Source organism: Paraburkholderia sp. J67 (assembly GCF_905220265.1).
Lineage (GTDB): Bacteria > Pseudomonadota > Gammaproteobacteria > Burkholderiales > Burkholderiaceae > Paraburkholderia.
This window is the reverse complement of record NZ_CAJMZK010000016.1, coordinates 106,177-125,108: the sequence shown is the minus strand read 5'-3', so window position 1 is coordinate 125,108 and position 18,932 is coordinate 106,177. Positions and strand designations below refer to the sequence as shown.

The following is an 18,932-nucleotide window of genomic DNA, read 5'->3' as shown; positions in this document are numbered from 1 at the left end:
GGGACCGATCGCGCGCCGCGCTCCACGTAGCGTCGTCTCATTCGCCGCGCGCTCATCACCCGTTCGAGGATCGCACCGTTGGAGTTCAGACTACCCACCACGGCGACGGCGCCGTTTTGCCCGTCCGAAGTGCAAGGCAGCGTGGCGGTCTCGCCGCGCGCGCCTTTCTGGAAGAAGTTTCTGCAATTCGCCGGGCCCGGCCTGCTGGTGTCGATCGGTTACATGGACCCGGGCAACTGGGCGACCGATATCGAGGCCGGTTCGAAGTACGGCTACAGCCTGCTGTTCGTCGTCGTGCTGTCGAGCCTCGCGGCGATGGCGCTGCAATGCCTCGCGATGCGTCTGGGCATCGTCACCGGACGCGATCTGGCCGAACTGTCGCGCACGCGTTACAGCAAGCCCGTCGTGCTGGGTCAATGGGCGCTCGCCGAACTGGCGATCATCGCCTGTGATCTCGCCGAGGTGTTGGGCGGCGCGCTCGCCTTCCATCTGCTGCTGGGCTGCTCGCTGATGTGGGGCATCGCGCTCACCGCGTTCGACACGATTATCGTGCTTGGCCTCAAGGGCAAGAACTTCCGCACGCTCGAAGCGATCATGGCGGGCCTGATCGCCACCATTGGTCTCGGCTATGTGATCGAGCTCGCGCTCGTGAAGCCGCACTGGCCCTCCGTATTCGCGGGCGCGGTGCCGTCCTGGCACGCGATCGCCGGGCAGGAGCCGCTCTATCTCGCCATCGGCATCCTGGGCGCCACGGTGATGCCGCACAACCTCTACCTGCATTCGTCGATCGTGCAGACGCGCGCCGTGAAGCGCGACGAAGCCAGCATTGGCCAGGCCATCGGTCTGTCGCGGCTCGACACCATCGTCTCGCTCGTGCTCGCGCTGCTCATCAACGCGGCGATCCTGATTCTCGCGGCGGCGGCCTTTCATGCGACGGGGCACACCCAGGTCACCGAGATCGAGGACGCCTACAAGTTGCTCGCGCCGGTGGTCGGCAGCGGCGCGGCGGCGGTGCTGTTCGCGGTGACGCTGCTGGCGTCGGGACAGAGTTCGACCTTCACCGGCACCGTGGCGGGCCAGGTGGTCATGGAAGGCTTCCTGCGCATGAAGATCCCGTGCTACCAGCGGCGTCTCATCACGCGCGTACTGGCGCTGATTCCCGCCTTTATCGGCGTGTGGTGGCTGGGCAATGGGGCGGTCGGCAAGTTGCTGGTCGCCAGCCAGGTGGTGTTGAGCCTGCAACTGCCGTTTGCGCTCTGGCCGCTCATCCGCATGACGAACGATCGCACCCTGATGGGCGTGTTCGCGAACCGGCTGCCGACGCGGCTGATCGCGTGGCTGCTCTTTGCCGTCATCACGGCGGCGAACCTGTGGCTGGTCTGGCAGACCTTCGGGGGAAATTGAAACCGAGGTGGGCGGCGCCGAAAGGCGGCGCACCATGCGCTTCGCCGTCCGTCGCCCCTCGGAGCGCCGGACGGCTTCGCGTCTAGGTCTTTGCTGCTGCGTCCGGTAGACCGGATCTTGGCTCTCCTACGCTTATGCAGCCTCGGCGATGCCATCCGGCGTTTCCACCGGAAGGTCGCGCTCGGTCTGCTCTGCGCCCCGTCGCGCTGCAGCCGCCTTCTTCGTCTTGCCGGCACGCGAAGGCGGCTGGCATGCACCACACACGACGTTGTGCTGCAGGTCGTGTTTGTGCGCGACGAACTTACCGCCACAACGGCAGCAAGGCGTCATCTGCAGAATCTCCGCATCGAAAAAACGCACCAAGGTCCACGCACGCGTGAGATCGAGCACCGGCTCGGTCCCGCTGTGGCGGCAGTGTTCCAGATACAGCCGGAACCCCTTGGTCAGCGCGTCGAGATGCGAGCAACGCGCTTCGTTCTTGAGGAACAGGTACGTGTTGTAGAACAACGAGGCGTGGATGTTGGCCAGCCACGTCATGTACCAGTCCGCCGAGAACGGCAACATACCCTTGGGCGGCGATACGCCGCGAATCTCACGATAGAGGCGGATCATGCGGTCCCGCGAAAGCGATAGCTCGCTTTCCAGCACTTGCATGCGCGCACCCAGCTCGATCAACGCGATCGCCCGAAATACTTCCTGCGCGTCTTCGGTGAGGCTGCGGCGGTTCGTCGTCATGACCCGTCCCTCAGGCGAATTGCACAGCCGGCTGACCTGCAAGCAGGATCGCCGCGTGTGTAGCCGCCACGTCGGCATGCCGGGTTGTCTGCGTCAGTGCGGACAACATGGCATGGTCGTCGAAGCGGAAAAGACAAAGAAGCTGGTCGGAAGCGGCCAGCTTCACGATCTGTGCGAGCGACAGACCAGAAAGCAGATCAGCCAGTTCCGACGACAGTCCCAGTCGGAACATGCCGACCGGCTTGTCCTCGCGCAGCATGCGCTGTGCGAGCATCAGATACGACAAATTAATTTCGCGGATTGAATCCAGCGTCTCGCTGCTACGGTCCATTTCTCTCTTTTCCGAAGCCCCGATTAACCCCCCGGCGTTTTTCGCCGTTGTAACTTTTTTGGCTCTTGGGTCGGTCCGCTCATTCGTGGCGGCGCCTGACTCTTTGATACAACGTGTTACAACTAGTAACACGTTGGAGCGAATTGTATGAGGACTAATCTCAGAAATCAATCCCTTCTCAAAAAAATAATCCGGCTGTTACAAATCTTTTCGGTAACTTTTTCTGCGGATTGAAGGCGTTTCTGTGACAGCCGTCTACAAAGCTTTACGGGACGGGGCGATTCGTGGAAAACCCCATGAAATAAGGGCTTTGATGGTGTTGTCGATGCATGCGCAACGAATCGGAAAAGACTGCTGCACCTGCATATGCCGAATAAACGTTTTGAAAGGAATTACGCTGACAGGTAAGAAATACCCAGTGAGTAGTTAATACGTATGAGGATTAATCTGTAACAGGTGTTTCGACCCTGTGTAACTGGCTTTGTCAAGATGTGACAGAAACCTCGAGTCTGCGTCGCGTTGACGCGCTTTGTACGGGTGCTCGTTTACACGTATATGTAAATCGCATAAATAAACGTGCCAAGCGCCTTTTAGGGCGTTTCTGTGGCGTTGTTGCGACAGATTCGGGGGCCAGCGCTGTGGGTAGGCTCTGAGCCGTTGGGCGGCGCTTACGAGGCGAGGGTGCGCAGTGCTGCGGCGGTTTGCGGATCGGCGGGAAAAAACGCTTCGATGGCGAGCTCGGAAAGCGTGATGTCGACGGGCGTGCCGAACACTGTGGTCGTGCTGTAGAACGACAACTCGCCGAGTGCGGTGCGTATGTGCAGCGGCACGGCGATGTGGTGCTGGATCGGCTCGGCGGTAGTGGGCAACGCGCCGGCCGGGGCAGGGTAGGCCGCCAGTTCGTCGTGGAGCGAGATGAGGGCTGCATCGGCGCTTGCCTCGATCTGGCGTCGCAGTCGGGCGAGCAGGTGCGCGCGCCACGTGTGCCAGTTGACGATGCGCGGCGCGATGCCTTCGGGGTGCAGTGACAGACGCAGCGCATTCACGGGTGCGGCCAGCAAGGCGGGTGAGCTTTCGCCTATGAGCGCCGCGAGCGCAGAATTCGACGCGACGATATTCCAGTGCCGGTCCACGGCGAGCGCGGGATAAGGTTCGTGGCCGCGCAACACGAGTTCGACGGCTTCGCGGGCCGCCGCCAGTTGTGGGTCGTCGAGCGCGCGCTCGCGATAGAGCGGTGCGTAGCCCGCCGCGACCAGCAGGGCGTTGCGCTCGCGCAGCGGCACGCTCAGGCGCTCGGCCAGATGCATCACCATTTCCCGGCTCGGTGTTGCGCGCCCCGACTCCACGAAGCTCAGATGACGTGTTGAGATTTCCGCTTCAGTGGCGAGCAGCAACTGGCTCATGCGGCGGCGCAGCCGCCATTCGCGCAGCAATTCGCCGACGCTTCGGCGCGCCTCGCCAGCGGGCGGTGCAAACCAGGTGGGAGCGAGCAGGGTCATGGGGCCGATTCTAACGAAACGCTGCGTGCGTTCCATTACCTTGGACGTCATGCGCTGCGCGCTGCGGGCTGCGGGCCTCGATGTTTGCCTACCTTACGTGCTCATGACACGCTCCGCAGCGACATAAGAAATCCGCGCGAATGAACGCTTGCGGCGCTCGCGCAGGATGCTTATCGGGAGACTTTTGATCGCCTAGAATCTAGACTCACACTCTGTCTGGCGGCTTGGCGAAGGAGACGGCCATGAGGGAAACGGTTGCTGCTTATCTGCTGGGTCCGGCGGTGATGTTGCTCGTCTGCGTGGGCATGTGGGCGATCTCGCGCCGCTACGGTGGGGCGCTGGAGCAGCGTGTGACTCGCTGGCTCGATGCTCATCGCTCTCACGGCATGCACCATAAGCATTGAGCGTGCCCGCGGGTAAATCATCTGCTGAAACAGGCAGCAAGCGCGGGTAAGCCCGCATCGGTTGAATACCGCACTCCTCGTTTGAATGACACGCAAAATCAATTGGACTCCGAATCAATTTGCGTCGATTCGGCAGGCGCAGCGTGAGCAGTGAACTGTCCCCGAAGACGTCTCTCATATTCACGTAATCCAGTAAGCGGGGAACTGTAGGGCGCGAGCACGGTCACTGCGTTATTGCATACCGGAGCCCTCCATGACACGTCCCGCCGATTCCCTCATCATCTTCATCGCCCGACTCGCGCTCGCGATACTGTTTCTGTGGGGCGGCGCCATGAAGCTTTTGGGGTACGCGGGCTTCGTCGGCTATCTGCACGCGCATGGCGTGCCCTACGCGCAGTTCACCGCGCCGGTCGCAACGGCCATCGAATTGCTGGGCGGCCTTGCCCTTGTATTTGGCGTGCGTACGCGTTTCGTCGCTTTCGTGCTGGCTGTGTACTCTATTGTTACGGCTGTTCTCGGCCACGATTTCTGGAACGTCACCCAGGCCTCGTTGCAGCAGGATGCGGTCGTGCACTTCTGGAAAAACATCGCGATCGCTGGCGGTTTCCTGCTGCTGACGGTAACGGGCGCGGGACGTGCTTCCATTGATGGACTGCGTGCGCCGCGCGGCGGTTTGCGCGGCTGAGCGGCACAGTTTGTCGATAACGGACGCGATCCATCGAGTCCACTGGAAACAGGGAGCCGGCTTTGATACAAAATTTCGATTACAACGTGGGCGGCAAGACGGGGCAGTTCTGCGCGAGTCTCGCCGAAGACGGCACGCGCCGTGTACTGATCAGCACCGCCGATACGGCGAAGACGCTGGTGATCCTCGATTCCACCGGGCTGCTGGGCACGCTCAAGGCGGAACTCGAGGAGCCGGATCGGCTGATCGCCCATGCCATCAACAAGGCGCAGAAGGAAGGGCTGATCGAGCGTGCGCTGAGCACGGGCGCGATCCAGGAGGCGTCGCTGTAAGCCGGCGCGAATCGTCCATCTGATATTGGAAGAAGGCCGCGTCATGCGGCCTTCTTTGTATTGATTCGTATGAAGGAAGCGCGATCCAGATTCAGCGCGAGACCTTCATGCCCGGTGTTGCCGTCGACGGCTGGGTGGTCTGCGCCGTGTCCGGCCGCATCGTCCACGCCAGCCAGGCCGCGAGCAACAGCATCGCAGCCGAGATGGCGGCATCGCCGTGCAAGCCTTTTACGACTTCGCTCGCCGCGCCGCTGCCCGTCAGCGCACCGAACGCGGCCACGCCCACGGCGCCGCCTGCCTGGCGTGCGGTATTCAGGAGCGCCGAAGCCGTCCCGGCACGCGCAGGCTCGACCGAACCCAGGACCGTCGTCGTCATCGCCGGCACCGCGAGGCCCATGCCGCTGGGTATCAGCAGAAAGGCCGCGAGTAGCGCGACGAGCGGCGTAGTCGCATCGACAGGTATCAGCAGGGCGTAGCCCAACCCCGCGACAAGCGCGCCGCCGATCATCGGCAGACGTGTTCCGAAGCGGGCGACCACATGGCCGCTGGCGATATTGGAGAGCAGGAAGCCCCCCGTGAGCGGGATGAATGTGAGGCCGGCCTGGAGCGGCGTCTGCCCGCGCGCGTGCTGAAGGAAGAGCGCCAGCACGAACACGGTGCCGTAATAGGTCAGGTTCACACAGATGCCGAACAGCACGGCCGCGCTGAAGGTGCGGTTGCGCAGCATCGCGAGCGGCAACATGGGATCGGCGCTGCGCGACTCCCATGCGACGAACGCCACGCTTGCCATCACGGCCAGCAGCAGGCCGCCCCAGACGGCCCAGTGCGCGACGCCGAGCGGCCGCCATTCGATCACCGCGCCCGTGAAGGCCGTGAGCGCGACCACGGCGAGGAACTGGCCGCGCACGTCGAGGCTACGCGAGCGTTGGGGAGCCGAGGTCGTCTGATCGGATTGTCTGGCTTGGCTGCGCGGGGGCGCAATCCAGGCCAGCGTGGCGGCTAGCCCCGCCGCGCATAGCGGCAGATTCACGAGGAAGATGCTGCGCCAGCCGAACGCGGCGATCAGCAAGCCTCCCGCAACCGGCCCGGCGGCGATCGAGATCGCGCCTGCGGCCGTCCAGAAGCCCACGGCGCGGGCGCGTAGCGTGCGCTCGTGGCGGCAGGCCTCGTTGAGCAGCGCGAGCGAGTTCGGCAGCATCGCGGCGGCCCCGGCGCCTTGCAGCGCGCGGGCGGCGATCAGCAGGGCGGGATTGGCCGCGAGTCCGCAGGCCAGCGAGGCGAGCGCGAACACGACCATGCCGATGGCGTACATGCGGCGTGCGCCGTAGCGCTCGCCTAATACGCCGCCCGAGAGCATCAGCACCGCGAAGGCGAGCGTATAGGCATCGACGATCCATTGGAGCCGCGCGACGCTCGCGTGCAGATCGGCGGCGATACGCGCGAGCGCGATATTGACGATGGTGACGTCGAGCTGGGTGACGACGAAGCCCACGCTGACGGTCGCGACCACGCGCATGAGCGCGGGCGTGAAGCGGACGTGCGGGGCGGCGGGCGGGGTGGGGTGTGCGGTATTCATGCGTCTTATGTTAGGACGCAGGGTGCTTCGACGTTTCAATCCGGCGTGAAAGGTCGAAGTGCTCCCGGAACCGATCGCCAGATAACGAAAAACGGCGCCGGATCATGATCCGGCGCCGTTTTTTGGCCGATGCAAACGGGCGAATCAATCCTCTCGGACCGGATCCTTGAAGAACAGCGTGGTCAAGGCGCCCAGCACGCAGATCGCGGCGACATAGTAAGTGGGCGCGAGCGGTTCGGACTTCATCAGCAGGGCGACGACGATCGGCGTGAGGCCGCCGAACACTGCATACGCGACGTTGTACGAGAACGAGATGCCCGAGAAACGCACCACGGGCGGGAAGGCGTTGACCATCACGAAGGGCACCGCGCCGATCGTGCCGACCAGCAAACCGGCCACGGCGTAGAGGGGCATCAGCAACGAGCTATCGACGGCGACCTGACGGAACAGCGTGTAGTACGCGATCGCCAGCGCAATACCGCCGATCGCCAGCACCCGGCGCGCGCCGAAGCGGTCGGCGAGCGCGCCCGCGCTCACGCAGCCCACGGTCAGGAATACCGTCGCGACGCAGTTGGCGAGCAGCGTCGTGGTGGCGTCCAGATGGAACTGCTTTTGCAGCAGCGGCGGCGTCATCAGGATCACGACGACGATGGCGGCCGACAGCATCCATGTGAGCAGCATCGAGACGATCACGGCGCCGCGGTGGTCGCGCAGCACGGCCTTGAGCGGGATTTCGTCCGCGAGCGACTTGCGCGCCTGCATTTCGGCGAAAACAGGCGTTTCGTGCAGCCATTGGCGCAAATACACCGAAAACAGGCCGAAAACGCCGCCAATCAGGAACGGAATGCGCCATGCATACGAGGCGATCTCGGCGGGCGCGAAGTGATGATTGACCGTCGCGGCGATCAGCGAGCCGAGCAGGATGCCGAAGGTCAGGCCCGCCGTCAGCGTGCCGCAGGCATAGCCGGTGTGGCGGCGCGGCACGTGTTCGGAGACGAACACCCACGCGCCAGGCACCTCGCCGCCCACGGCCGCACCCTGTAGCACGCGCAGTGCGAGCAGCAGCACGGGCGCGAACGCGCCGAGCGTCGCGTAGGTCGGCAGGCAACCCATCGCGAGCGTGGGCAGCGCCATCAGCAGTACGGAGAGCGTGAACATGCGCTTGCGGCCGAGCAGGTCGCCAAAGTGCGCCATGACGATGCCGCCGAGCGGACGCGCCAGATAGCCCGCCGCGAAGATGCCGAAGGTCTGCAACTGGCGCAGCCAGTCGGGAATCGCCGCCGGAAAGAACAACTGGCCGATGGCCGGGGCGAAAAACACAAAGATGATGAAGTCGTAGAACTCGAGTGCGCCGCCGAGAGCGGCAAGACCGAGCGTCTTGTAGTCGCTACGCGTGAGCGCGCGCGCCGGGGCGCTCGCACGAGCGCCCAGATCCGTTGCCTGCATTGCCGAAATGTCCCAATACCGAGAAGTTGTTATCGATGTCGCGTGGCGTCACGCCGGCGAGCGCGCGGGTGGCGCGTCGGGCGGCGGCGGTCGGAAGGCGGGCGCGGGTGGGCACGGGATACGGCGCGCGCGGGGCCGGGTAGGCTATGAGGAGGGGCGCGCGTCGACGACTTCTAGCCAGCCGGCGATTTTACAGGAAGCCGACGATGCGCCTGGCATCGTCGCGGATGTCGGAATCATGGCCATCTACCGACACCTTTGCAGGAATTGACTGCGAGGTACTGCAATTCAGACTCCTCTTATGGGCGGACTTTGCACTTCTCCACAAAATTGCACCCGCTTTATCCGAACATGAGAGGTTTACTTATGCGTATCGCGATCCTTCAGCGCGACGCCGTCCAGCGCGGGCAGATCGAACGGGCGCTCGTCCAGAGCGGCCATGCGTGCATGCCGTTCAGCGACGGCATCTCGCTTGCCAAGGCGCTGGCCGCTTCGACCGTCGACATGCTGGTGCTCGACTGGCAGGGCACGCGGTTCTCCGGCGCGGATCTGCTGAAGACGGTGCGCGCCTTGAACGGCAACCAGATTCCGGTGCTGTTCGCGTCCGAAGACGCTTCGGACGACAGCGTGGTGCGTGCGTTCTCGGTGGGCGCCGACGACTATGTGAGCCTGCCCATTTGCGCCTCGGTGCTGCGTGCGCGCGTGAACGCGCTATTGCGGCGCGCGTTTCCCGAGCGCTACGACATGCCGATGCTGGACGCCGGGCCGTACCACTTCGACATGCGCCGCCAACTCGTCACCGTGCACGGCAATGCGGTCGAGTTGTCGGGCACGCAATACCGGCTGGCTTCGCTGTTCTTCGCCAACGTCGGCCGCGTGCTGTCGCGCGATCATATCTACGCGATGGTCTGGGGCCGCGAACTGCACACGCTCACGCGCACGATCGACAGTCATGTGTCGCGCCTGCGGGTGCTGCTCGACATCGAGGAGCACAACGGCTTTCGCCTGCAACCCGTTTATAAGAGCGGCTACCGTCTGCTGCGCTTGCAGGACGAGGCGCCGCTCGAGCGCGAGGCGGCCTGATCGCGGCGATCATTGCAATCGCCTCAGGGCGCCGGGCTGGCAACGAAGGCACACAAAAACGGCGGCACGCTTTTGCGTGCCGCCGTTTTAATGCTCCCGCCAGTCGGGATTTGCCGCTCGTCAAAAGTGGTACGACACGCCGATCTGAACGACCGGATACCAGCGGTACGGCGAGACTTTCGCCTGTAGTTCGCTGAGCCCCTGGCTCGCTATCTGCTGGCTCATCGCAGGGCCGGCCATTTGTATCAACTTGGGCGACAGAGTGTAGGACGCATTGGGTACGCCATAGGCCACGCCCAGGTCCGCGAAGAATCCGAATCCTTTCGTCACCTGATGATGGCCGTAGCCGATACCGAGGTACGGCATGACGGTCGGGTAGCGGACTTCCGCGACCGCATATTCGCCCGGGCGTGCCCGGTACGTTCTGCCGTCGAAGAAGTACGTGCCATTCGTTGGCGTCGACGTACCGGTCAGTTGATCGCCGTTGAAGCGCGCGCCTACCGCTATCCGGAATCCACTGTCGCGAAACGGGAACAGGTCAAGGTAGACGCCGCCTTGCCTCAGATCGAGGTCATCCTTGTAGCGGATGCCTGCGATCGTAAAGTCGTGATGGAGGCTGAACGCGTTGAAGTCTGCGCGAATTCCCGCCATCGATGCGATCGCAATGGCCCCGCCGATGCCAACTCCCTGTGTGCCTCCCTGGAGAAATACTTCCTGTGCGTCCGAGCTAGAACTTAGGAATCCTATTAATAAAAGAATAGGCCATCGAAGATTGGATTTTTTTGTTCCCATGACCCCACCCCCAGGGAAACTACTGTTATCGCGTGCGTTGTTTTATGGCGCGGATAAAACGCCTTTAAAGCTAAGGATCAAGATAAGAACGCCAAGCCAGTGCGTCTGTGAGAAAGCATACGAAGCAATCGTGCTAGCCGTGGCGTAAAAACTTCTGGCTGTGTTGACCAGGGATGGCTATGAAGCGTATGGAATGACGGTCACGTTTTTAATGTAGTTAAAACGACTGAATCAACGATCAGTGTTTTCCCGGTTTAAGCGGCCGCTATAAGACTGAGATGAATGCGCTTTAAAGTCGTGTATTCGAGGTGCGTTTGGCCAAAGTGGGCGATAGCAACGGCACGGACAGCATTCGATTCTCTGAGCGGCTTATCGGTCAGCGCTCAGAAATCTTTAGTCTGATCAAAAGAGGAGAGCGGGCCGGGTGCGAAGGCTGCGGACTCTACAGTTGCGCTTGCAACGGTGGGATTGCCAGCTTCGAATGCCGGTGCTGCAACGATACTGTGGGTGATTTTCATCGAAGCGCGATGCGCGGCTGTGAATTAAACATTTGAGTATTCTGGGAGACGCGCTGAGCGCTGATTGACTGCGATCTATTTAGGGTCGCACCGTTTCGGCATGTGCCGCGCGGGCGCGAGGCGGCTTGATCGCGCCGTCTGGGCACTACCGTCCAGCGGGCGGTAAAAACGGGGCGTAAAAAAACGGCGGCACGCCTTTGCGTGCCGCCGTTTTACGATTCGTGCCCGCTGCGGGTGATTCGCGCGTGGCTTTGCGTGACGTTAGCGTGCGAGGCCGAGCCCCTGCAAGACTGCGTTGCCCTCGGGCGTCAGACGAATCTGAGCGGCGCCTGCCACGGCGTCGCCGGGCACCTGCTCAACCAGACCGGCTTCCTGCAAGGTGGAAAGCTCGGGCTTGGCGTGCGCGTCGATAGGGGCATGCAGCAGCACCAGCAGCGTGGCCAGTTCATGATGGCTCAGCAGGCGGCGCAGGATCGTGCGCTTCGCGGGCTTGGTGGTCTTCTCGCTGCTTGCTTCTTTTGTTGCGGGTTGCTTCGAACCTGTCCAGTACACGGGCACCTCCTGCTGCGTTTCTTTATGGGTGACGCGATGATGCGGACGAAGACTTAAACGATTCTTAAAACCCGCCCGCGAAAATGTGTCGCCATACTACATGGAGTTACTGCACGTAAGCCGATGTAATCGGGCTTGCGCCAATGTGTCTTTCAGATGACGCAACGCCTTGATTACATAAGCCAAATGACGATCGATCAGTGTCAGTCAGTGCAGCGCGATCAGGGCGCGCAGGTCTTGCTCGCGCCTTCGATCCAGAGGTTCGCGGCGTGGCGCTTGCCGGCGTAGAAGCGATACGTGGTCGTGCCGTTGTCCGCGCGCACCTTGATCACGTTCGAGTCGCCGAAGTCGAGCATCTCGCCTTGCGGCAAGGCGGTGGTGCCGAAGCTCGAGTTATGCCGCGTGGCTTCCACGGTCAGGCACGAGATCACATCGCGAACCGACCGGTTGGTCGTGGAATCGATGACAGGCTGGCCCGAATCCGGGTTGCTCTGGAACCAGGCGCACGCGCCGAGCGTGAGCGAAAAGGCAAGGGGCACGACAAGCTTCTTCATATTGCTCCTGTAGCGTGGGCCGCTGAGGGCCGGAGAGCCAAAGATTATATCGGCAGCACGTCGCATGCCGGCGTCGGATCTCCCACGTTCAAGTCGCGATTGTTGCGCGCCTGGCGGCCCTGAACGGAAAAATGGCGCATGCATGGTGGATTGTGCGGGCACGGGTGTTGCGGGCATGCGACTGTTGTTCTGATGGTGCGTCACGAGCGCACACGAACGAACCAGGCAAGATAGACTATCTTCCAGAGGTGTACTCCGCGATCTGACGCGACGTCAGGGAGAATAACCATGAGCCGCCCGTCGGTCCGTATTCCTGTTCGCGCCACCGGTGCCGGTTCGATCTGGCGGTGGATCAAGTGGGGTTTCGTCGTCGCGTTTCTGGCCGCCATTGTCATATTGGCGCGCATCGTCCAGATCGAGATCGACACATCCCGGCTACAGGCACGCTATCTCTCCGAACTCACGCGCGACATCGGCTTCACAGTCGAAAGCGGGCCGAGTCACAACGTACGTTTCCCCACGACCAGCGGACCCTACGACGTGCGCCTCGGCTATGCGCAGATGCCGACGTTCACCGACCGGCTCGCGCAGCGCGGCTTCACCATCGCCGCTCAGGCCCGCGATTCGGAACGCATGATCCAGCTTGCCGAGGACGGTCTCTTCCTGCCCTACGAGGAAAAAGACCAGGCCGGCATCGTGCTGCGCGATGCCAACGGCGCAACGCTGTTCCACACGCGCTACCCGCAGCGCGTCTACGAGAACTTCGAAACCATCCCGCCGCTCGTGCGTGATTCGCTGCTCTTCATCGAGGACAAATATCTGCTCGCCGCCGATCAGCCGAACCGCAATCCGGCGATCGACTGGGGACGCTTTAGCCGCGCGCTGGTCGACCAGGGCGTGCGCGTTTTCAATCGCCATCAGCAAACGCCAGGCGGCAGCACGCTCGCCACGCAGATCGAGAAGTTCCGCCACTCGGCGGGCGGTCGCACGGCTACGCCGCCGGAGAAGCTGCGCCAGATCGCATCGGCTTCGGTGCGTGCGTATCTGGACGGCCCGCAGACGATGCCCGCGCGCCAGCAGATCCTGATTCACTACCTGAATTCTGTGCCCCTGTCGGCCAAGGCGGGCATTGGCGAAGTGAGCGGCATTGGAGACGGCCTCGCGGCCTGGTACGGGCGCGATTTCCGCGATGTGAATCGCATCCTGAGCGAACCGGTGTCGAGTGACACGCTCGATGAACAGGCGCTCGCGTTCCGCCAGGTGCTCTCGCTCCTGATCGCGCAACGTGCGCCCTCGTATTTCCTGCAAAAGAACAACGACGCGCTCGCCAAACTCACGGACAGCTATCTGCGTCTGCTCGCAAGCGGCGGCGTGATCACGCCCGCCCTGCGCGACGCCGCGCTCGCGACCCAGCTCACGCTCGACCGCTCGAAGCCCGCGCCGCGCACGGCGGCTTCCTATGTGGACCGCAAGGCGGTGCTCACGCTGCGCACGCAGTTGATGCAGGCGCTCGGCCTGAAGACGCTCTACGACCTCGATCGCCTCGATCTCACCGCCACGGCCACGCTCGACGATTCCGTGCAACAGGCCGTGAGCGACCGTCTCGCCGATGCCTCGACCAAGGACGGCGCGCGCGAAGCCGGACTCGTGGGCTTCGAGATGCTGCGTCCGTCCGACGACCCCTCGAAGATCGCCTACAGCTTCACGCTGTTCGAGCGTCGCAATGGCGAAAATCTCGTGCGCGTGCAGACGGACAGCGTCAACCAGCCGTTCGACATCAATTCGGGCGCGCGTTTGAATCTGGGCTCGACGGCAAAGCTGCGCACGCTCATCACCTATTTGCAGATCGTTACCGCGTTGCACGACAAGTACGCAAACGAGGATGCCAAGACCCTGCGCGCGATGCTCCCGCAGGTCGATCCGAGCGACGCGCTCACGCGCTGGGCGATCGACTATCTCTCGAAGACGTCTGATCGTTCGATCGAAGCGATGCTCGAAGAAGCCGTGCAGCGCAAATATTCGGCGAATCCGGGCGAGACCTTCTACACCGGCGGCGGCGCCCAGAGTTTCAACAACTTCGAGTCGAGCGACAACGGGCAGATCCTCACCTTGCAGCGTGCGTTCCAGCACTCGGTGAATCTCGTGTTCGTGCGGCTGATGCGCGACATCGTCCACTACGAGATGATCCAGACCTCGGGGCAGCCGTCGACGTGGCTCGAGGATCCCGTCGCGCGCAATCGCTATCTGACGCAGTTCGTCGACGGTGAAAGCCAGGTGTATATGAAGCGCTTCTACACGCGCTATCAGGGCAAGACCAACGACGAGGCGATCGCGCTGCTGCTCCAGCACACGCGCAAGGGCCCGGCGCGTATCGCGACGGTGCTGCGCAGCGTGGACCCGGACATCAAGCCCGCGCTGTTCAACCAGTTGATGCGCGCGCAGCTCAAGAACACCAAGTTCCAGTGGCTCGACGACGAAGATCTGGCGAAGTACTACGACAAATACGCGATCGACAAATTCAACCTCAACGATCGCGGCTATATCTCGGGTATCCATCCGCTCGAACTGTGGCTGCTCAACTATATGCGCGCCCATCCGGACGCAACGCTCGCGCAGGTGCAGCAGCAGAGCCGCGACGTGCGTCTTTACACCTACAAGTGGCTCTTCAAGACGCGTTACCACGCCACTCAGGATCGCCGCATCCGCCGCATGATCGAGCTTCAGGCTTATGACGCGATCGGCAAGTCGTGGCGTGCGCTCGGCTATCCGTTCGACAACATCACGCCGTCGTATGGCGCGGCGATCGGCGCATCGGGCGACCGTCCGGCGGCGCTGGCCTACCTGATCGGCCTCGTGTCGAGCGACGGCGAAAAGCTGCCGACGCATAGCTTCGAATCGCTCGACTTCGCGCGCGGCACGCCTTACGAAACGCGCTTCGTGCATACGTCCACGCCGCCGCAGCCGCTGATTTCGCCGCAGATCGCCAAGGTGGTGCGCGAACTGTTGAGTTCGGTGGTGGAGGGCGGCACGGCCAAACGACTCGCCGACGGCATGCCGATGCCCGACGGCAAGATGCTGCCGGTCTACGGCAAGACGGGCACGGGCGACCAGCGCTTCAACGTCTACGCGCCGGGCGCGCGCCTGATCGAATCGCGCAAGGTGAATCGCAGCGCGACGTTCGTGTTCGTGATCGGCAATCGCTTCTACGGCACGCTGACCGCCTGGGTGCACGAGCCGTACGCAGCGCGCTACACGTTCACGAGCGCGCTTTCGGTGCAGTTGCTGAAGTCGCTGGCGCCGGTGTTGCAGCCGCTGCTGGAAGACAAGAGCACGCCGAATGGCAAGCTCAAGGCCGGCGGCGACGCGCAAAAGGTGACGCTGATCGACACGGAAACGGGCGCGACGCAGCAGGTGAGCTGGACGCAGTTCGCGCGCGCCGCCAACCCGGGCTGGACCAGCACGGTACCGGGATTTTATTCGGATGCCGAAACGTCGATGAAGGTGTCGATGGGTAAATAGCGGTCTTTCGGGCGCAGTCTTCGCCGCAATAACAAAAGGCCTGAACGCTATTTGGTGTTCAGGCCTTTTTACATCAGTACGCGCCGGCAGGCGGCGGGGGAGCGGACCCCGGCGGCGGAGGCGGCAGATAGCGCTGCTGCGGCTGGGAGGTCTGATACGGCTGCTGCGTCTGCATGCGGCCCGCGACCGGAATGCGGTTGCCGTTCGCGTACATGCACTGGAGGTACGCGTAGTCGTAGCGGCGCTGCACGTCCCACGCCGAACCCTGCGTGTTGCCCATGCCGACGGCGCTGCCCGCGAGCAGGCCCGCGCCCGCACCGATGGCCGCGCCCTGACCGCCGCCGAACGCCGCGCCAGCAGCTGCGCCGAGCGCCGTACCCACCACGGCGCTGCCTACCGCCGAGTTGGTCACCGCCTGGTTGGTGTTCGCCCCGCCTACTTGCTGGAAGGCGAACTGGCGGCAGCTGTAGTCGTCATTGCGGAACTGGTCGAAGGTTTTGCCGGTGCCCGGCAAGGCCATCACGCTTGGCCCGGTCGGCACCACGGCGCACGCGCTCAGGAGGCCCGCCGCGGCGAGCAGCGCGAAACAAGTCTTTTTCATGTGCGGCTCGATCTCGTCAAATCAGTTCGAAGGCGCCGGTTGGGCAGGCACCGAGCGCCAGCCCGACGAGCACTGCTTCACGTACGGGTAATAAGTTTTGGAGGCGTCGCAGTAGTACCAGGTGTCGCTGTCGCCAGCGCCCTGCGTGTCGGCCGGGCCTTGCTGGTAGGCGCCTGCGGCGGCTTGCGGCTGCCCTTGCTCGACATAGTCGGGCGCGTCGGGCGGCGGCGCGACGATCACAGGCGGCGGGCCGTAATAGGGCGGCGGTCCGTAGTAATAGGGCGCGGGCGCGAGCGGGTAGTAGTAAGGCACGCCGCCGCCGATGAACACCCCCACGCGTGCCGCCTGCGCCGCACCGCTTGCGCAGGCAATGGCAGCTACGGCGACCCCGAGTATCAATTTCGACCTTCTCACAACGTTCTCCAGAGCGGATGGGTTCGGGCATGCCTGCTGGCGGGATGGTGCCCCGCACGGTCGTGCCCTTGCATCTTCCAACGCTAAGTCATTGTGGGGGCCAAGGCAATTACGGGAGTTGCGCCGTTTTTTCGAGTTGTTACAAGCGAAAGAGTGTGCGTGGGCGCGCCGTTTCTCGAGGGCATCTATCGGCCATGATCAGCGGGCAAGCGTGGGCTTCATGTCGCGATCAGCCGGCTTCGTACAAATCACGGGGAGCGATGCTTCGGCGTTCCAGACGCAGTCTTGTAATATTTAGACAATATGGAGTAACAGATTCGTCAAAACGGGCTGAAGATGGCATGACAGAGTGCTGGCTTATAAAACTACAGTCGATGAATTTCAATGACAACATAAAAAATCTCGCGGCACGCGCGATCTTGTCGCTCATATTTTCATCGTGTGCGAGGTTGAAAAATTATTTTGAAAGCGAATAAAAATCGTTTTGTGTGGTCATCAAAAATCGCCAGAAGAAAAACGTTTGCCTCAGCGTAAACCCCTAGTCAACCCGCTACACACCAGGGCCGATATAGCGAAAGTAGGGGAAGCCGAATTACTGGCGGAGAATTCGACGCGCATAGGCGCGCGTATTTACCGCTTGCGATCCGGTTCGAATTAAAAGAAACGGATGTTTTAAAACGCTTCAAAAAAAACTACTGAGAGAGCGCTTGCGAAATGCAGGCACTGCGCTGGAGTGCACCAAAAAGGGCATATCCCGTGCAACCACAACTACGAGGGAAGACGATGGAACATTCGACGCCGGACCGTGAGCTCGAAATAGTCGAGCTGAGCGCGGTGAGCGCCGCCCTGAACCGGGTGCAGGCCGTGATCGAGTTCGATCTTCAGGGCATCATCCTGCATGCCAACGACAATTTTCTGAAGACGCTCGGCTACACGCTGGAAGAAGTGCGCGGCAAGCACCACCGAATGTTCTGTGATCCTGATTATGTGCGCGGGGATGAGTACCGTCGGTTCTGGGAGCGCCTGGGCCGTGGCGAGTTCGATCGTGGCGAATACCGGCGCGTCGCGCGCGACGGCCGCGAGATCTGGATCAACGCCTCGTACAACCCGGTGCTGGACAAGGCAGGCCGTCCCTACAAGATCATCAAGTTCGCCACCGACATCACCGAGGCCAAGCAGCAGCACGCCGAATCCGAAGGACGGCTGCGTGCGATCGACAAGGCGCAGGCCGTGATCGAATTCGACACGAACGGCATCGTGCTGAAGGCGAACGACAATTTCCTCAATACGCTCGGTTATCGCCTCGACGAAATCCAGGGCAAACATCACCGCATGTTCTGCGAGGAAGCGCTCGCGGCCAGCCCCGAGTACCGTGAGTTCTGGGCCAAGCTCAATCGCGGCGAATACGACATGGGCCGCTACAAGCGCATCGGTAAAGGTGGCCGTGTGGTGTGGATCCAGGCGACCTACAACCCGATCTTCGACGTGAACGGTCGGCTCTACAAAGTCGTCAAGTTCGCCAACGACGTGACCGCGCAGGTCGAGCTCGAAGAGAGCGTGAAGCGCCGCGCCGAAGAGGATCAACGCAAGGTCGAAAAGCTGCTCGACGTGGTGCGCAAGGCCGCGTCCGGCGATTTGAGCGGCCAGGTGGATGTGCAGGGCGACGACCCGATCGACCAGCTTGCGGCCGGCATCAAGAGCATGATGAGCGACCTGTCGGGCGTGATCGGCAAGGTGGTGGAATCGGCGGGCACCTTCAAGGATTCGTCGCAGGACATCGCGGCGCGCGCGGACACCGTCGCGGGTGGCGCGCAACTGCTCGGCGCGACGGTCGAGGAAATGAACGCGTCGATCGAGGAACTGACCGCCTCGATCAATTCGATCGCCGACAACTCGCGCGGCGCCGACCAGCTCGCCAAGGACACCCAGCAGGAAGCGGAGCGCGGCTCGAAGGCCGTCACGCGTTCGATCGAGGCGATGGAGCTCATCAACCGTTCGTCGGAAGACATCGGCGAAATCATCAAGGTGATCGGCGAAATCGCCAGCCAGACCAATCTGCTTGCCTTCAACGCGGCAATCGAAGCGGCGCGCGCGGGCGAGCACGGCCTGGGCTTTTCGGTGGTGGCCGACGAAGTGCGCAAGCTCGCCGAGCGCTCCTCGCAGGCGACCAAGGAAATCTCCAAGCTCATCAACGAGTCGGTCAAACGCGTGGCCCAGGGCAGCGAAATCTCCAAGCAGGCCGGCGAAGCGTTCGAGCGCATCCTCAGCGGCGTGAGCCGCACCACCCAGGCCATCTCCGAAATCTCCTGCGGCGCGGACGAACAACTGATCGCCGCGCGTGAAGTGGCCGCCGCGATCCAGCAGGTGGCCGAGGAGACCGAGAAGTCCGCGGGCGCCTGCGACACCATCGCCCGTGCGGCCGCCTCCCTCAAGGGCGGCGCCGAAGGCCTCGACAAGACGGTGGCGCGCTTCGTGGTTTGACGCGCA

18 protein-coding genes are annotated in these 18,932 nt (G+C 62.7%); 7 read left to right on the top strand and 11 right to left on the bottom strand.

Features of this window, described 5'->3' with window-relative positions; translation table 11 throughout:
* Positions 1–78 precede the first annotated feature (78 nt).
* Positions 79–1,404 carry an Nramp family divalent metal transporter gene (locus tag U5782_RS25720; protein ID WP_322046712.1) on the top strand — a complete coding sequence of 442 codons (1,326 nt, stop codon included), beginning with the start codon at positions 79–81 and terminating at the stop codon, positions 1,402–1,404.
* Positions 1,405–1,536: 132 nt separating this feature from the next.
* Here the strand turns inward: U5782_RS25720 and flhC are convergent, their stop codons facing one another.
* The 3 genes from flhC to U5782_RS25705 form a co-directional block, all read right to left on the bottom strand.
* Positions 1,537–2,139 (bottom strand): flagellar transcriptional regulator FlhC, encoded by a 603-nt coding sequence (gene flhC, locus U5782_RS25715; protein WP_322046711.1) that lies wholly within the window; start codon positions 2,137–2,139, stop codon positions 1,537–1,539.
* 10 nt (positions 2,140–2,149) lie between these two features.
* Positions 2,150–2,470, bottom strand: coding sequence for a flagellar transcriptional regulator FlhD (gene flhD / locus U5782_RS25710; RefSeq protein ID WP_028220752.1), 321 nt, complete (start codon positions 2,468–2,470; stop codon positions 2,150–2,152).
* 668 nt (positions 2,471–3,138) lie between these two features.
* Positions 3,139–3,969: a helix-turn-helix transcriptional regulator gene (locus U5782_RS25705; RefSeq protein ID WP_322046754.1), complete on the bottom strand. Its 831-nt coding sequence runs from the start codon at positions 3,967–3,969 to the stop codon at positions 3,139–3,141.
* Positions 3,970–4,211: 242 nt separating this feature from the next.
* Between U5782_RS25705 and U5782_RS25700 the strand changes: the two genes are divergently transcribed.
* The 3 genes from U5782_RS25700 to U5782_RS25690 all read left to right on the top strand — a co-directional run bounded on the left by U5782_RS25700 (position 4,212) and on the right by U5782_RS25690 (position 5,390).
* Positions 4,212–4,373, top strand: a complete 162-nt coding sequence (locus U5782_RS25700) for a hypothetical protein (protein ID WP_322046710.1) — start codon at positions 4,212–4,214, stop codon at positions 4,371–4,373.
* Positions 4,374–4,626: 253 nt separating this feature from the next.
* A complete protein-coding gene (locus U5782_RS25695) occupies positions 4,627–5,058 on the top strand; it encodes a DoxX family protein (protein ID WP_322046709.1) in 432 nt (143 codons plus the stop codon).
* Between the two features lie 62 nt (positions 5,059–5,120).
* Positions 5,121–5,390, top strand: a complete 270-nt coding sequence (locus tag U5782_RS25690) for a hypothetical protein (protein ID WP_322046708.1) — start codon at positions 5,121–5,123, stop codon at positions 5,388–5,390.
* Between the two features lie 91 nt (positions 5,391–5,481).
* On the opposite strand, the gene U5782_RS25685 is transcribed toward U5782_RS25690, so the two are convergent.
* Positions 5,482–6,966: an MFS transporter gene (locus U5782_RS25685; RefSeq protein ID WP_322046707.1), complete on the bottom strand. Its 1,485-nt coding sequence runs from the start codon at positions 6,964–6,966 to the stop codon at positions 5,482–5,484.
* 144 nt (positions 6,967–7,110) lie between these two features.
* Positions 7,111–8,412, bottom strand: a complete 1,302-nt coding sequence (locus U5782_RS25680; protein ID WP_322046706.1) for an MFS transporter — start codon at positions 8,410–8,412, stop codon at positions 7,111–7,113.
* A gap of 366 nt (positions 8,413–8,778) precedes the next feature.
* Here U5782_RS25680 and U5782_RS25675 point away from each other — a divergent pair, with 366 nt between their 5' ends.
* Positions 8,779–9,495, top strand: a complete 717-nt coding sequence (locus U5782_RS25675; protein WP_322046705.1) for a response regulator transcription factor — start codon at positions 8,779–8,781, stop codon at positions 9,493–9,495.
* A 120-nt stretch (positions 9,496–9,615) separates the two neighbouring features.
* On the opposite strand, the gene U5782_RS25670 is transcribed toward U5782_RS25675, so the two are convergent.
* From U5782_RS25670 to U5782_RS25660, 3 genes are all read right to left on the bottom strand, one after another.
* Positions 9,616–10,287, bottom strand: a complete 672-nt coding sequence (locus U5782_RS25670; RefSeq protein ID WP_322046704.1) for a hypothetical protein — start codon at positions 10,285–10,287, stop codon at positions 9,616–9,618.
* Positions 10,288–11,066: 779 nt separating this feature from the next.
* The gene (locus U5782_RS25665; RefSeq protein WP_322046753.1) at positions 11,067–11,279 is read right to left on the bottom strand and encodes a hypothetical protein; all 213 of its coding nucleotides are present in this window, start codon (positions 11,277–11,279) and stop codon (positions 11,067–11,069) included.
* 299 nt (positions 11,280–11,578) lie between these two features.
* On the bottom strand, positions 11,579–11,911 hold the full coding sequence (locus tag U5782_RS25660) for a hypothetical protein (RefSeq protein WP_322046703.1): 333 nt from the start codon (positions 11,909–11,911) through the stop codon (positions 11,579–11,581).
* Between the two features lie 288 nt (positions 11,912–12,199).
* Here U5782_RS25660 and U5782_RS25655 point away from each other — a divergent pair, with 288 nt between their 5' ends.
* Positions 12,200–15,430 carry a transglycosylase domain-containing protein gene (locus U5782_RS25655; RefSeq protein ID WP_322046702.1) on the top strand — a complete coding sequence of 1,077 codons (3,231 nt, stop codon included), beginning with the start codon at positions 12,200–12,202 and terminating at the stop codon, positions 15,428–15,430.
* 73 nt (positions 15,431–15,503) lie between these two features.
* On the opposite strand, the gene U5782_RS25650 is transcribed toward U5782_RS25655, so the two are convergent.
* The 3 genes from U5782_RS25650 to U5782_RS25640 form a co-directional block, all read right to left on the bottom strand.
* Positions 15,504–16,031, bottom strand: coding sequence for a YMGG-like glycine zipper-containing protein (locus U5782_RS25650; protein WP_322046701.1), 528 nt, complete (start codon positions 16,029–16,031; stop codon positions 15,504–15,506).
* Between the two features lie 21 nt (positions 16,032–16,052).
* Positions 16,053–16,445, bottom strand: coding sequence for a hypothetical protein (locus tag U5782_RS25645; protein WP_322046700.1), 393 nt, complete (start codon positions 16,443–16,445; stop codon positions 16,053–16,055).
* Positions 16,446–16,674: 229 nt separating this feature from the next.
* On the bottom strand, positions 16,675–16,875 hold the full coding sequence (locus U5782_RS25640; RefSeq protein WP_322046699.1) for a hypothetical protein: 201 nt from the start codon (positions 16,873–16,875) through the stop codon (positions 16,675–16,677).
* A 353-nt stretch (positions 16,876–17,228) separates the two neighbouring features.
* Here U5782_RS25640 and U5782_RS25635 point away from each other — a divergent pair, with 353 nt between their 5' ends.
* A complete protein-coding gene (locus tag U5782_RS25635; protein WP_322046698.1) occupies positions 17,229–18,926 on the top strand; it encodes a methyl-accepting chemotaxis protein in 1,698 nt (565 codons plus the stop codon).
* Positions 18,927–18,932 lie beyond the last annotated feature (6 nt).